Origin of the sequence: Kribbella koreensis (assembly GCF_039525325.1) — a bacterium.
Lineage (GTDB): Bacteria > Actinomycetota > Actinomycetes > Propionibacteriales > Kribbellaceae > Kribbella > Kribbella koreensis.
On sequence record NZ_BAAAHK010000013.1, the window covers coordinates 342,752 to 356,503 of the forward strand.

Genomic DNA, 13,752 nt, shown 5'->3' on the forward strand with positions numbered 1-13,752 from the left:
GTAACACCACGCTCACTGAGGGGATCCGCCCAATGCTCGCTCGGAAGCTGTTGCCTGCCCTCGTCGGAGTCCTGACAGGTGCTCTGGTGCTGGCCGTTCCCGCGCCTGCGCCGGCCTCGCCGGTTCCGGATGAGGTACCGGCCTACAAGGACGCGAGTCAGCCGGTGAAGGTGCGCGTGCAGGACCTGATGGCGCGGATGACCCTGGACGACAAGCTCGGCCAGATGATCCAGGCCGAGCGGCTGGGGATCACCAACCCGGCCGACGTGGCGACGTACGGGCTCGGGTCGTTGCTGTCCGGCGGCAGCTCGCAGCCGACGCCGAACACGCCGGAGGCCTGGGCGGACATGTACGACGGGTTCCAGCGAACCGCGTTGTCGTCGCCGCTCGGGATCCCGTTGATCTACGGGGTCGACGCGGTGCACGGGCACAACGGTGTCAAGGGCGCGACGATCTTCCCGCACAACATCGGGCTCGGCGCGACCCGGGACGGAGCGCTCGCCGAGAAGATCGGCCGGGCGACGGCCGAGGAGGTCTCCGGTACCGGCATCGACTGGAACTTCGCGCCGTGCCTGTGTGTGGCGCGCAACGACCGGTGGGGGCGGACGTACGAGTCGTTCGGCGAACTGCCGATGCTGGCCCGGACGATGGCGCCGATCATCAACGGTATGCAGGGCAAGTCCCTGTCCGATCCGGGCTCGGTGCTCGCGACCGCCAAGCACTACGTCGGCGACGGGGGCACGGTTGGCGGCAAGGACCAGGGCGAGACGAACATCAGTGAGGCCGAGCTGCGAGCGATCCACCTGCCGCCGTTCAAGGAGGCCGTCCGCCGCGGCGTCGGCTCGGTGATGATCTCCTACAGCAGCTTCAACTCGGTCAAGATGCACGCCAACAGCTACCTGATCAACGACGTGCTGAAGGGCGAGCTGGGCTTCGACGGGATCGTCGTCTCGGACTACAACGGGATCGACAAGATCGACGGCCAGGCCGGGTTCACGCCGGCCGAGGTGACCGCGTCGATCAACGCCGGCATGGACATGGTGATGGTGCCGTTCGCGTGGAAGCAGTTCATCGACACGCTGCGCGCCGAAGTACAGGCCGGCCGGATCCCGCAGGCCCGGATCGACGACGCGAACCGGCGGATCCTGACCAAGAAGTTCGAGCTCGGGCTGTTCGAGCACCCGTACACCGATCGGACCTTCCTCGACACCATCGGCAGCAAGGAACACCGCGACCTGGCCCGCCAGGCGGTCCGCGAATCGCAGGTCCTGCTGAAGAATGCCGGGCGGGTGCTGCCGCTGGCGAAGGACAACCAGAAGATCTTCGTGGCCGGCAAGAACGCCGACGACATCGGCAACCAGTCCGGCGGCTGGACCGTCGGCTGGCAGGGCGCGAGCGGCCCGGTCACGCCGGGAACCACCATCCTGGAAGGCATCCGGCACTCGGCGGCACCGTCGACGACCGTTGCCTACAGCAAGGACGCGACCGGGATCGACGACTCGTACGACGTCGCTGTCGCGGTGATCGGCGAGACCCCGTACGCCGAGGGCAAGGGTGACCGGCCCGGCTCGATGGGACTCGACCAGGCCGACCTGGACACGCTGGCCCGGTTGAAGGCGACCGGCGTACCGGTGGTCGTCGTGCTGGTCTCCGGGCGGCCGCTCGACATCACAGCACAGCTGCCGGACTGGGCCGGGCTGATCGCCGCCTGGCTGCCCGGCACCGAGGGGCAGGGCGTCGCGGACGTCCTGTTCGGCGACTACAACCCGACCGGCCAGCTGCCGGTGACGTGGATGAAGAGCGCCGCGCAACAACCCATCAACGTCGGCGACGGGCAGGCGCCGCTGTTTCCGTTCGGATACGGACTCCGTTATCGCCCACAGCAGTAATTCACGGAAGGACCCGCCCCCATGCATCTGGTCCGCAAGAGCACTATCGCCCGACTACTGGCGCTCCTGGTGGTCGCCTGCCTGAGCCTGACCTCAGCCAGCGCGTTCGCCCGGGTCACCGCACCCGACAAGGTCACTGGGTCCAATCAGATCCAGGCGACCTTCAAGGTGCTCGCGTTCTACAGCGGCACGTTCGACGCCGCGCACATCGACTTCGAGAAGGAGGCGGCGGTCCGGTTCCCGCAGTTCGGTGCCGCGAACGGCTTCACCTACGAGCAGACGAACAACTGGGACCGGCTGAACACCCTGACCACCACGCAGGCCGCGGTGGTGATGTTCCTGGACGACTCCCCGCACAGCGACGCGCAGCGGACCGGATTCCAGCGCTACATCGAGAACGGTGGTGGCTTCCTCGGCTTCCATGTCTCGAACTACAACGACTCCAGCGGTGGCTGGCCGTGGTTCAACAACACCCTGCTGGGCACCGGCCGGTTCGTCAGCAACACCTGGCTGCCGACCGCGGTCACGCTGAAGGCCGAGAACCGCTCGCACCCGGCGCTGGCGAACACCCCGGCGACGTTCCGCTCGTCGGTCAGTGAGTGGTACAGCTGGCAGAACGACCTGCGCAACAACCCGAACATCCAGGTGCTGGCGTCGATCGACCCGTCCAGCTTCCCGGTCGGCACCACGCAGGTCTGGACCAGCGGCTACTACCCGATCGTCTGGACGAACAAGAACTACAAGGTGATCTACGCCAACTTCGGGCACAACGCGATGAACTACGAGACCAACACCAGGACCTCGTCGACCTTCGACAGCCCGGCGCAGAACCAGTTCCTGATGGACGCCATCAAGTGGCTCGGTGGCGGCGGTACCACCGTCCCGCCGGTCGACCAGCCGGACCCCAATGCCTGGTACACCGCTGTCAACAAGGGCAACGGCAAGTGCATCGACGCCCGCGCGGCCGGTACCGCCAACGGCACCGTCATCCAGCAGTACACCTGCAACGGCACGCTGGCCCAGCAGTTCCAGTTCCAGCCGACCTCGGGCGGCTTCACCCGGGTCAACAACCACAACGACGCCACCAAGGTGATCGACGTGACGGACGTGTCGTCGGCCGACAACGCGGGCCTGCAGCTGTGGACGTACAGCAGCGGCAACAACCAGCAGTGGCAGGCGGTCTCGGAAGGCAGCGGCTACTTCCACTTCGTCAGCCGCCTCAGCAGCAAGTGCCTGACCGTCCCCGGAGGCTCCACCGCCGACAGCACCCAACTCGTCCAGCTGACCTGCAACGGAGGCGCCACGCAGTCCTTCAAACTGAGCTGACCGACTACGCACTGCGTTCGAAGTACCAGAGCTCTCCGGTACTTCGGGCGCAGTGCTTCTGTTCTGGAATCGGGGTCGCTGCTGGTGAGGACCGTGGATCGCGTCGCCCGACGACACCGCCCTGAACCGTTTCGGGGAGGATCCTGCCCGAGGCTGGGGAGGCAATTCGCCTGATTCGGGGGTAAAACCCACCCCAACCCCATGCCACCGTTCCCCCGCGACTCGACCGGCTTCGCCAAGGTGGCTCAGTGGCCAATACCCTCCGCGGGATCAGCGGAGACCGCGAACCACGGTCACCTCGGCAACCTCCCCCAAACACCAGGGTTTCGTGACGAACCGTCGGCCCCTGGCGACCGACAGCCACTGAAACGTCGTTCGCAAGGCCGGTCCTTCTGTTCTGTCGGGTCGGTGTATTACGTTTCCCGGCATGAAGACCCTGCGCATCGCCGCGCTTGCGGCCGGAGTCCTGCTCGCGATGTCCCCCTTGGTGCCGGCGCAAGCCGTCGGGCAGCACGGGGTGAAGTACACGTGGGATCTGAAACCGACGGGGAGTACGGCGCAGTTCCGCGGGCTGGCAGCGGTGAACAAGGACGTCGCGTGGGTCGCGGGGAGTGCGGGGCAGGTGCTTCGTACTCTCGACGGCGGGCGCCATTGGCAGAACGTGAGCCCGCCTGGACAGACGCTGTTGTTCCGGGACGTCGAGGCGTTCGATGCGCAGCATGCGGTCGTACTGGCGATCGGGCTTGGTGAGGACTCTCGGATCTTCCGGACCGCGGATGGTGGCAAGCACTGGGCGGAGACGTTCCGCAACGCGGAGCCGACCGGGTTCTACGACTGCCTGGACTTCAACAACTCCCGCGACGGACTCGCGTTGAGCGACCCGGTGAACGGAAAGTTCCAGATCGCGGCGACCTCCGACGGTGGCAAGTCGTGGAAGGTCCAGTCGGGCAAGGGCATGCCGGCGGCCTTGCCCGGTGAGTTCGCCTTCGCGGCGAGCGGGACCTGCTTGGTGGCGGGCGCCGGTCGGACGGCGTGGTTCGCGACCGGTGGAGGTGCGGTGCCGCGGGTGTTCCGGACCGTCAACGGTGGGCGGACCTGGAAGGTCAGCGACTCGCCGATGGCCAGTGGCGAGGCGGCCGGCATCTTCAGCCTGTCCTTCCGCAACCAGGTGCACGGGGTAGCGGTCGGTGGCGACTTCGGGACGACCGGCGACGCGGTGAAGGCGGCGTCGTACACGACCGACGGTGGCCGGAGCTGGAAGCTGGTGCCGGCGGACAAGGCGCCGAAGAAGTACCGCAGCGGCTCCGCCTTCGTGCCGTGGTCGGCGGCGACCTTCGTCGCGGTCGGACCGACCGGGAGTGACGTGAGCCTGGACGGCGGGCGGAGCTGGACGCAGTTCGACGACGGGTACTTCGACAGCGTGGAGTGCGCGGGTCACGGCTACAAGGCCGGCTGCTGGGGCTCCGGCAAGGACGGCCGGGTCGCCCGGCTGTCCGTCGGTCGCTGACCGTCACTCGCTATTTCAGCGTGGCGACACCCGTACTTCGCGCGGGTGTCGCCTGGTGACGGCCAGGATGGGCTCATGCGAAAACTTCCTACCCGGTTGCTCGCCACGTTCGCGGGACTGCTGATGGTGCTGCCGACGGCCGCCGACGCCAGCTCGCGCGGCAGTGACCGGACGGACAAGCCCGGCCAGCCGTTGAAGGTGCTGACCTACAACATCCACCACGGCGCCGGGACGGACGGCGTCCTGGATCTCGAGCGGATCGCCAAGGTGATCGAGAACTCCGGCGCCGACCTGGTCGGGCTGCAGGAGGTCGACAACCACTGGAGCGAGCGCAGCAACTGGGTGAACCAGCCGGCGTGGTTCGCGGCCCGGCTCAACATGCACTACGCGTATGCGGCGAACCTCGATCTGCCGCCGTTGCATCCGGGGGAGCCGCGCCGGCAGTACGGGACCGCGGTGTTCTCGAAGAACCCGATCAAGGACTTCAAGAACACGCTGCTGCCGCTCTACCCGACCGGTGAGCAGCGCGGGCTGTCGGTGGCGGCGATCAAGATCCGTGGCGTCTACCTGCGGCTCGCGAACACCCACCTGACCTCGAACAACAACGCCGAGCGGCTCGAGCAGGCGAAGAAGGTCGTCGAGTTGCTGGACGACTCGAAGATCCCGACCATCCTGGTCGGCGATCTGAACGCGCGGCCGACCGCGCCGGAGATGGCCACGCTGACCAAGGTCTGGCGCGACACCTGGGCCGAGGTGGGCGTCGGACCGGGCTACACGATCGAGGCGGACAACCCGACCGGACGGATCGACTATCTGCTGCACACCCGCCAGGGAGTAGAGCCCCTGTCGTCCGCGGTGATCACCACGAACGGGTCCGATCACCTGCCGGTCGTCGCGACTTTCACGCTCAACTAGCTTTCGGCTCAGCAATCGGCGTCCACCGGTCTCGGTGGGCGCCGATTTTGCTGCGCGGGAATTACAAGCTTGTAGTTTGTCAAGCCGACACGCAGGTGCAACAAAGTTATTAGTGGGATTAGTGTTCCCAATGGGGCTAGAGGCAACTAGTGTCACGTATTGGGTCCAGATGGACCAAAAGGGCTCGGCGGAAGGAAGACCCGATGCGGACGATCTCGGGGGTGCTGGCGGTCTCCCTGGTGGGAACCATGGGTTTGATCGCCGTCCCGGCGCAGGCTGATCCCAAGCCGCCGGTCATTCCGTCCCAGTCCACCGTCGACGCGGCCAAGAAGGCAGCCGCTGCGAAGGCCGCGCAGGTCAATGCCATCGAGCAGCAGCTCGCCAGTGCGGGAGCCCGGCTCGAGCAGCTCGGCGTACAGGCGGCCAAGGCCGGCGAGGTCTACAACGGCGCGATGTACCGGCTGCAGCAGGCGCAGGCCGAGGCGAAGGCCGCTGGGGACCGCGCTGACCGGGCCGAGAAGACGCTGGCGGCTCAGCGGCAGCAGATCGGCCGGTTCGCGGCAGCGTCGTACCAAGGTGGTGGTGACCTGGCCAAGATCGGGCCGCTGTTCACCGCGAACGGTCCGCAGGAGCTGCTCGACTCGGCAGGTGCCGCCCGTTCGGTGTCGCAGGCGATGCAGGGCTCGTACCTCCGGTACACCGCGAGCCAGGTCGTCACCAACGCGTTCAAGCTGCAGAAGGACCAGGCCGTCACCAAGGTGCAGGCGGCGACCGACGAAGCGGCGAAGGCCAAGCAGGCGGCCGAGGCGGCTGAGGCCGAGCAGCGGTCGGCTGTCGCGGCCATCGGCGTACAGCGTCGGCAGCAGATCGCTCAGCTCGCCGTACTGCGGAACACCTCGGTGCAGGTGGCCACGCAGCGGCAGCGTGGGCTGGAGGAACTGGCCCGGCAGCGGGCCGCGGCGCTGGCCGCGAAGAAGGCCGAGGAACTGCGCCGGCGGATCGCCGCCCGGGAAGCGGCCGAGGCTCGCGCGGCTCGTGAAGAGGCCGCGCGGAAGGCTCGCGAAGAGCGGAACAACGACAAGCACCAGGGCTCGAAGAAGAAGCCGAAGAAGCACAGGCCCAGCAAGGGCGGCGGTGGCAACGATGGTGGCTCCGGGCACAACTCGCGCGGTGCCCGAGCCGCTATCGACTTCGCGCTCGCGCAGCTGGGCGAGCCGTACATCTGGGCCGCCGCCGGCCCGAGCTCGTGGGACTGCTCGGGCCTGACGATGGGCGCCTGGAAGAAGGCCGGCGTGCAACTGCCGCACTACAGCGTCGCGCAGTACGAGCAGATCAAGCACATCTCCGAGGACGACCTGCGGCCCGGCGACCTGATCTTCTGGGCCGAGGACTCCGGCGATCCCGGCACGATCTTCCATGTGGCCATGTATCTCGGTGGTGGCCGCATGATCCACGCGCCGCGGCCCGGCCGGCCGGTGACGACGGACAGCATTTACTACTGGGAGGCGCCCGACTTCTTCGGCCGGCCCTGACTTGTGGCCGGTACTGCGTGAGGCAGTTCAGCTCGAATCCACTAGACCAGCCGGTTTCCGCCGTCGGCGTGCAGGACGGTACCAGTGATGAATCCCTTGCGTGGCAAGACGATGCTCGCCTCCGCGATGTCCATGATGGTCCGGCCCACCGGCCGCCGTCGGCCCGTCGCGGCTCCCGCGTCGGCGGTGCAGACCGGTACGCCGGCCTTCGGCCCCGCCGAGGCGAGCTGTGCGAGCGCCGACGACACCACCGACTCGAGGGCGTCGTTGAACCCGGCGCCGATGTCGTACTCGCTGATCGGCTGGTAGGCGTCGCCGACAGCAGCGGCCGTGCTGACGAGGTGGCAGCCGCTCCACGGTGCCCGGGTGGATGGTCGCGACCGGACCTAGATGGTCGCGATCAGCCGGCCGAGGTTTGTGCGGGCGTCGAGGGTTTCGTGGAGTCGGCGGGTCTCGGTGAGCGGGTAGTGGGTGCTGGTGACCGGGTGGAGGTCTCCGGACTTCAGGAGGCGGGTGACCTCGGTGATGTCGGCTCGTGCTTCGGCCGGGCGGGCGGAGCGCCAGGCGAGCATCGAGATGCCGGTGACGGAGATCAGGCTGAAAAGGCTGGTGGCGTTGACGGTTGGGAGTTCGCCGCTGATCGCGCCGTAGGTCACCATCCGGCCGAGTGGGGCCAGGGCCTCGAGGCCTTGGTCGAAGACCTTGCCGCCCACCGAGTCCAAGACGAGGTCGACCGGTGGCAGCTGTTTTGTCCAGTCGCCGTCGCTCAGGTCGATGGCGAGGTCGGCGCCCTGCTCGCGGATGAAGTCGAGTTTGGCGGCGGAGGACGCAGTACCGATGACTGTTCCGGCGCCGAGCGCTCGGGCCAGCTGGACCGCCAGGTGGCCGATGCCGCCGGCCGCTGACTGGATGAGCACGGTCTCGCCGGGCTGTAGGCGTCCCGCCTTGAGCAGTCGAAGCGCCAGAGGAGCCGGCATGGAGAGCGTCGTCGCCGCGCCCGCGTCGGTGTCCTCGGGGATCGGCGCCAGCCACTCGGCGTCGACCGCCACCTGCTCGGCGAAGGCGTCCTCCGACAAGGCAGCCACCCGCTGACCAACCTGTACGCCGGCAGGCGCGCCCGGCCCGAGTCGGGTCATGCGGCCGACGGCATCACCGGTGAGCGCACCGGGCAGCGGCCGGGGCCACGGGCTGTTGCCGCTACGGAAGGTCGAGTCGATCGCGTTCGCGCCGACCGCCTCGACCTCGATCAGCACCTGACCGTCGGCCGGCTCGGGGGCGGTGACGTCGGCCAGCTGGAGGACGTCGGGGCCGCCGTGTTCGTAGTACCGGATCGCGCGCATCTGCCGGCTCCAAATCATGGGAGATCTAAATGATGGGTATCTCCTACGATAAGGGATGGCGGAGGTCAGCCCTAGAGTGAGCAGGTGAAGTCGTCCCAGCACCGCCTCGGCGATCGGGTCGTCTGGCAGTTGGCCAGGGCGAGCCAGCACTGGCAGCGGCTGGCCCGGCGTGAGCTGGCGGCGGCGAACGTGCGGACGCAGTACTACCACGTGCTCGCGAGCCTGGCCGACGACGGCGACGCGGCGCAGGCGGCGCTCGCCGACCGGATCTCGTTCGACCGCAGCGATCTCGTCTCGGTGCTCGACGAGCTCGAGCGGCTGGGTCACGTCGTCCGCCGGACCGACCCGACGGATCGGCGCCGCAACATCGTCGCCATCACCGAGTCGGGGGAGAAGCTGCTGATCGAGATGGATCAGCTGGTCTACGCGGCGGAGGCCAGGCTGCTGGAGCCGCTGACCGCCGCCGAGCGCAAGACTCTCCTGGCGTTACTCAGCCGCTTGGCTCAGGACTGAACCAAGCGGCTGTGGGTTGGACTGCTCTGCCGCCCGGGAGCGGCAGTAGATCAGTGGCCTTCGCGCTTCAGGCGCTCGAAGGACGCGGTGACCTCGGCCTCGGCGTCCGCGCGGCCGACCCAGCTGGCGCCTTCGACCGACTTGCCCGGCTCGAGGTCCTTGTAGACCTCGAAGAAGTGCTGGATCTCCAGCCGGTCGAACTCCGGCACGTGGTGGATGTCGCGCAGGTGCTCCTGGCGCGGGTCGCCGGCCGGGACGCAGAGGACCTTGTCGTCCGGCCCCTTCTCGTCCGTCATCCGGAACATGCCGATCGCCCGGGCCCTGATCAGGCAGCCGGGGAAGGTCGGCTCCGGCAGCAGCACCAGAGCGTCCAGCGGGTCACCGTCCTGACCCAGGGTGTCCTCGATGAACCCGTAGTCGGAGGGGTACTGAGTGGACGTGAACAGGGTGCGGTCGAGCCGCAGCCGGTTCGTCTTGTGGTCCAGCTCGTACTTGTTGCGGGTGCCCTTGGGGATCTCGATGAAGACGTCGAACTCCATACGGCAGATACTGTCACGGTTCCGACCGATGAAATGACAGGAGTAGCCCGGTGGCCCGTCCTTCCCGTGCGGTCTTCGTCACGCTGCTGACCGCTGGAGTATTGACCGGGCTGGTCACTAGTGCACAAGCAGTACCTGGCGCATCGCAGACAGCAGCCGGTACTACGGCAGCGCCGCCAGTGCTCGCCCCTGCCAAGACCGAGGGCGCTGCACCGACCTCAGCCGGAGTGGCCAAGGCAGTGGCCGCCGCCCTGGCTGACCCGTCACTGGGCAAGCACCACGGCGTCTACGTGTACGACGCGTCCCGCGACAAGCTGCTCTACTCGCTCGGTACTGTGAAGCCCTACGTCCCGGCGTCGACCATGAAACTCCTGACGACGGTGTCGGCCCTGGAGACCATCGGCCCGGAGCACCGGTTCTCGACGAAGGTCGTGCAGTCCGGCAAGTCGATCATCCTGGTCGGTGGTGGCGACCCGCTGCTGGTCACCAAGCGGCAGACCGACGAGCTGGACTTCCCGGTCCGTGCGTCGCTGCAGGACCTGGCGGCCAGTACTGCGAAGGCGCTGAAGGCACAGGGAGTGTCCAACGTCACGTTCGGGTACGACGCCAGCCTGTTCACCGGGCCCTCGGCCAACCCGAAGTGGGAGCCGAACTACCTGACCGAGGGCATCGCTGCCCGGACGTCGGCGCTCTGGGTCAATGAGGGGCGACTGTCGGCCGGCATGGCCAAGCGGGCCGACTCTCCGGCCGCTGCGGCCGCCACTGCGTTCGCTGCTCAGTTGGCGAAGGTGGGGATCAAGGCGGCCGGCCTGAAGGCGGCAGTGGCGCCGGCAGGGGCCAAGGCTCTCGCGCAGGTGGATTCGCCGACGGTGGGGGACATCGTCGAGTACATCAACCTGCACAGCGACAACGACGGCGCAGAGGTCATGCTGCGTCAGGTCGGGCTGGCGACGAAGAACGGTGGCTCCTATACGGGTGGCGTGGCCGGAGTACGGGCGACGTTGACCAAGCTGGGGCTGGACCTCACCGGGGCGCGGATCGAGGACGGGAGCGGGCTGTCTCGTACTAACCAGGTGCCGCTGGAGGTACTGGCCGGTGCTGTGCGGGTGGCGGCGTCCGAGGACAACCCGCAGCTGCGGCACCTGCTGACCGGGCTGCCGATCGCTGGGTTCACCGGGAGTCTCAGGGAGCGGTTTGCCGGGCCGGGGACGGCCACTGGTACCGGCATGGTCCGGGCTAAGACGGGCACGCTTACCGGGGTCCACTCCCTGGCCGGGTATGCCCGGGACAAGTCGGGGACGCTGCTGGTCTTCGCGGTTGCTACCGACAGTGCGCCGCCTGCCAAGGCACTGGACGCCCGCGCTGCGCTGGACCGGGTGACGTCAGCCCTCGCAGCCTGCGGCTGCTGACCGCGCACTTACCGGGCGTATGTTGGAACATGCCACTAGGGTCGATGTATGAGTACGGCTGAAGGTAGTACCGCGACTGAGATGGTCGACTGGCAGCTGGCGATCGGGGTGGCTCGCAAGCTGCTCCGGCCGGGGCCTGCGGTCAGTCGGGCCGAGGCGGACCAGGTGGTTGCCGAGCTGAGGCAGTTCGCCGCCGACTCGGAGCACCACGTGCGTGAGTTCACCGGGCTGACTGCTACTTCGGCCACGGCTCCCGTGGTCATCGTGGACCGGCCGGGCTGGGTGCAGGCCAACGCGGACGGCTTCCGGACGGTACTGCAGCCGCTGGCCGACAAGCTGCGCGAGAAGCAGGAGCGGATGGGCGGGCTGTCCGCCAGCGTCGGCTCCCGGGTCACCGCGATCGAGGCGGGGGCCCTGCTGGCGTTCCTCTCTTCTCGGGTGCTCGGTCAGTTCGACCCGTTCTACCCGTCGGAGCCCGATCCGGCTCGGCCTGACCTGACTGGGCGGCTGTTGCTGGTCGCGCCCAACGTGATGCATGTCGAGTCGGAGCTGGGCGTAGTACCGCGGGACTTCCGGTTGTGGGTGTGCCTGCATGAGGAGACCCACCGGGTGCAGTTCACCGCTGTGCCGTGGCTGCGGGATCACCTGCGGTCGGAGATCGCGCTTTTCCTCGACCAGGCGGAGCTGGACGCGTCGGCGTACGCAGCGATGTTCCGCGAGGCTGTCCAGCGTCTCGGCCGGTCGGTCAAGGGCGAGGCGGAGTTGAGCCTCGTAGACCTGATGCAGTCCCCCGAGCAGCGCGCCGTCCTGGACCGCCTGACTGCCGTGATGTCCCTCCTGGAAGGCCACGCCGACTTCGTCATGGACGGCGTAGGCCCCTCCGTCATCCCCACCGTCGACACCATCCGCTCCAAGTTCACCTCCCGCCGCACCGGCGGCAACCCCCTCGACCAGCTCCTGAAGAAACTCCTCGGCCTGGACGCCAAAATGCGCCAGTACCAAGACGGCGCCGCCTTCGTCCGCCGCGTCGTAGACCGCGTAGGCATGGAAGGCTTCAACAAGATCTGGACCGCCCCCAACACCCTCCCCACCAAAACCGAAATCGCCAACCCCGATGCCTGGGTCACCCGACTCCACGGCTGACCCTCGGAGACCTCGCCTACACCCCGCGGTTGCGAGGGTGCGGGAGGCTACTCGGGTTGCCTTGGCCGACCTGCCGCACGGGACCACCGTGCTTGTTGCCTGTTCTGGGGGAGCTGACTCGTTGGCTCTGGCTGCGGCTACTGCGTTTGAGGCTCCGAAGCTGGGGTTGACGGCTGGGGCTGTGGTGGTGGATCACGGGCTGCAGGATGGGTCGGACAAGACTGCTGAGACTGCTGCGGAGCAGTGTCGGGGGTTGGGGCTGGAGCCTGTGGTGGTGCGGGCTGTGGTGGTGGGGAGTGAGGGTGGGCCTGAGGGGGCGGCGCGGGCTGCTCGGTATGAGGCGTTGCGGGATGTGGCTGATGAGTTGGGGGCGGATGTCGTCCTGCTCGCGCATACCCGGGATGACCAGGCTGAGACGGTGTTGCTCGGGCTAGCGAGGGGGTCGGGGGCTCGGTCGTTGGCGGGGATGGCTCCTACGGCGGGGCTGCTGCGCCGGCCGCTGTTGGAGGTGCCGCGGAGCGCTACGGCCGCCGCGTGCATCGCATCGGGGCTGCGGCCATGGCACGACCCGCACAACGACGATTCGCAATACAGGCGGGTCCGGGTGCGGCACGAAGTACTGCCTGTCCTCGAGGAAGCGCTGGGCCCGGGTGTGACAGAGGCGCTGGCTCGTACGGCGGGCCTGCTGCGGGCCGACGCCGACGCGCTCGACGCACTGGCGGCTGACCTGGCAGAGACCGCGGTGCAGCATGCCGAGGGTGAAGTGCTCTGCGAAGTGTCGGTGCTGGAGGAGGAACCCACAGCGCTCCGAACCCGGGTGCTCAGACAAGCTGCTCTGGAAGCAGGTTGCCGGGCAAACGATCTCACCGCCGGCCACATCGCGGCCGTCGATGCCCTCGTCACCGATTGGCGCGGCCAGCGCTGGATCGACCTCCCACAAGCTGTCAAAGCAGCAAGGAAGGGCGGATTCCTCATCCTGGCAAAAGGTATGACAGGCTGAGCTCGTGGATGCGTCGGACATCGAGAAGGACCTGGCCCAGATTCACTTCACCGAGGACCAGATCCAGGAGAAGCTCCGGGAGCTGGCCGGGCGGATCGAGCAGGACTACGAGGGCAAGGATCTGCTGCTGGTCGGCGTCCTGCGCGGCGCCGTGATGGTGATGGCCGACCTCGCCCGCTCGTTCAGCCGGCACGTCGAGATGGACTGGATGGCGGTCTCGTCTTACGGCTCGGGGACGAAGTCGTCGGGCGTGGTGCGGATCCAGAAGGACCTGGACACCGACATCACCAACCGGCACGTGCTGATCGTCGAGGACATCATCGACACCGGGCTGACGCTGACCTGGCTGGTCAGCAACCTGCAGTCCCGCAAGCCTGCCTCGGTCGAGATCTGCACCGCGTTCCGCAAGCCGGACGCGGCCAAGATGGCGGTTCCGGTGAAGTACGTCGGCCTGGAGCTGCCGGACGAGTTCGTGGTCGGGTACGGGCTCGACTACGCGGAGAAGTACCGCAACCTGCGCTGCGTGGCGACGCTCGCCCCGCACGTCTATTCCTGACCTCCGCGCCACCCCTGGCATGCTGACCCGTCAAGGACCTCACGACGGGGACTTGGTGACAGGCTGTAGACAGGGTCGTACCG

General features: G+C 67.8%; 13 protein-coding genes. 11 read left to right on the plus strand and 2 right to left on the minus strand.

The genetic code is table 11. The annotated features are described in order from the left end of the window. The first annotated feature begins 32 nt into the window (after positions 1 to 32). The 6 genes from ABD116_RS25820 to ABD116_RS25845 all read left to right on the plus strand — a co-directional run bounded on the left by ABD116_RS25820 (position 33) and on the right by ABD116_RS25845 (position 7,478). Positions 33 to 1,889 (plus strand): glycoside hydrolase family 3 protein, encoded by a 1,857-nt coding sequence (locus ABD116_RS25820; protein ID WP_343975384.1) that lies wholly within the window; start codon positions 33 to 35, stop codon positions 1,887 to 1,889. Between the two features lie 21 nt (positions 1,890 to 1,910). Then, complete coding sequence (locus tag ABD116_RS25825) at positions 1,911 to 3,215, plus strand: ThuA domain-containing protein (protein WP_343975387.1); 1,305 nt, start codon at positions 1,911 to 1,913, stop codon at positions 3,213 to 3,215. 427 nt (positions 3,216 to 3,642) lie between these two features. Further along, positions 3,643 to 4,722, plus strand: coding sequence for a WD40/YVTN/BNR-like repeat-containing protein (locus tag ABD116_RS25830; RefSeq protein ID WP_343975390.1), 1,080 nt, complete (start codon positions 3,643 to 3,645; stop codon positions 4,720 to 4,722). A gap of 75 nt (positions 4,723 to 4,797) precedes the next feature. Further along, positions 4,798 to 5,637, plus strand: coding sequence for an endonuclease/exonuclease/phosphatase family protein (locus ABD116_RS25835; protein ID WP_343975393.1), 840 nt, complete (start codon positions 4,798 to 4,800; stop codon positions 5,635 to 5,637). A gap of 203 nt (positions 5,638 to 5,840) precedes the next feature. After that, complete coding sequence (locus ABD116_RS25840) at positions 5,841 to 7,169, plus strand: C40 family peptidase (RefSeq protein ID WP_343975396.1); 1,329 nt, start codon at positions 5,841 to 5,843, stop codon at positions 7,167 to 7,169. Positions 7,170 to 7,256: 87 nt separating this feature from the next. Then, entirely contained in the window at positions 7,257 to 7,478 is a 222-nt protein-coding gene (locus ABD116_RS25845; protein ID WP_343975399.1) for a hypothetical protein, read from the plus strand. 77 nt (positions 7,479 to 7,555) lie between these two features. Here the strand turns inward: ABD116_RS25845 and ABD116_RS25850 are convergent, their stop codons facing one another. Beyond that, on the minus strand, positions 7,556 to 8,509 hold the full coding sequence (locus ABD116_RS25850; protein ID WP_343975402.1) for a quinone oxidoreductase family protein: 954 nt from the start codon (positions 8,507 to 8,509) through the stop codon (positions 7,556 to 7,558). Positions 8,510 to 8,593: 84 nt separating this feature from the next. Here ABD116_RS25850 and ABD116_RS25855 point away from each other — a divergent pair, with 84 nt between their 5' ends. Beyond that, positions 8,594 to 9,022: a MarR family winged helix-turn-helix transcriptional regulator gene (locus ABD116_RS25855; protein WP_343975405.1), complete on the plus strand. Its 429-nt coding sequence runs from the start codon at positions 8,594 to 8,596 to the stop codon at positions 9,020 to 9,022. A gap of 50 nt (positions 9,023 to 9,072) precedes the next feature. Here the strand turns inward: ABD116_RS25855 and ABD116_RS25860 are convergent, their stop codons facing one another. Next, positions 9,073 to 9,561 carry an inorganic diphosphatase gene (locus ABD116_RS25860; protein WP_343975408.1) on the minus strand — a complete coding sequence of 163 codons (489 nt, stop codon included), beginning with the start codon at positions 9,559 to 9,561 and terminating at the stop codon, positions 9,073 to 9,075. 50 nt (positions 9,562 to 9,611) lie between these two features. Between ABD116_RS25860 and dacB the strand changes: the two genes are divergently transcribed. From dacB to hpt, 4 genes are read left to right on the plus strand one after another with little or no spacing between them, the layout of a single operon-like run. Continuing rightward, complete coding sequence (gene dacB, locus ABD116_RS25865; RefSeq protein ID WP_343975410.1) at positions 9,612 to 10,970, plus strand: D-alanyl-D-alanine carboxypeptidase/D-alanyl-D-alanine endopeptidase; 1,359 nt, start codon at positions 9,612 to 9,614, stop codon at positions 10,968 to 10,970. Positions 10,971 to 11,018: 48 nt separating this feature from the next. Beyond that, the gene (locus ABD116_RS25870; RefSeq protein WP_343975413.1) at positions 11,019 to 12,113 is read left to right on the plus strand and encodes a zinc-dependent metalloprotease; all 1,095 of its coding nucleotides are present in this window, start codon (positions 11,019 to 11,021) and stop codon (positions 12,111 to 12,113) included. Continuing rightward, the gene (gene tilS, locus ABD116_RS25875) at positions 12,085 to 13,113 is read left to right on the plus strand and encodes a tRNA lysidine(34) synthetase TilS (RefSeq protein ID WP_343975416.1); all 1,029 of its coding nucleotides are present in this window, start codon (positions 12,085 to 12,087) and stop codon (positions 13,111 to 13,113) included. Before ABD116_RS25870 ends, tilS begins: the two co-directional genes overlap by 29 nt. Before the next feature lie 4 nt (positions 13,114 to 13,117). Further along, positions 13,118 to 13,669 (plus strand): hypoxanthine phosphoribosyltransferase, encoded by a 552-nt coding sequence (hpt, locus tag ABD116_RS25880; protein ID WP_343975419.1) that lies wholly within the window; start codon positions 13,118 to 13,120, stop codon positions 13,667 to 13,669. Positions 13,670 to 13,752: the final 83 nt, after the last annotated feature.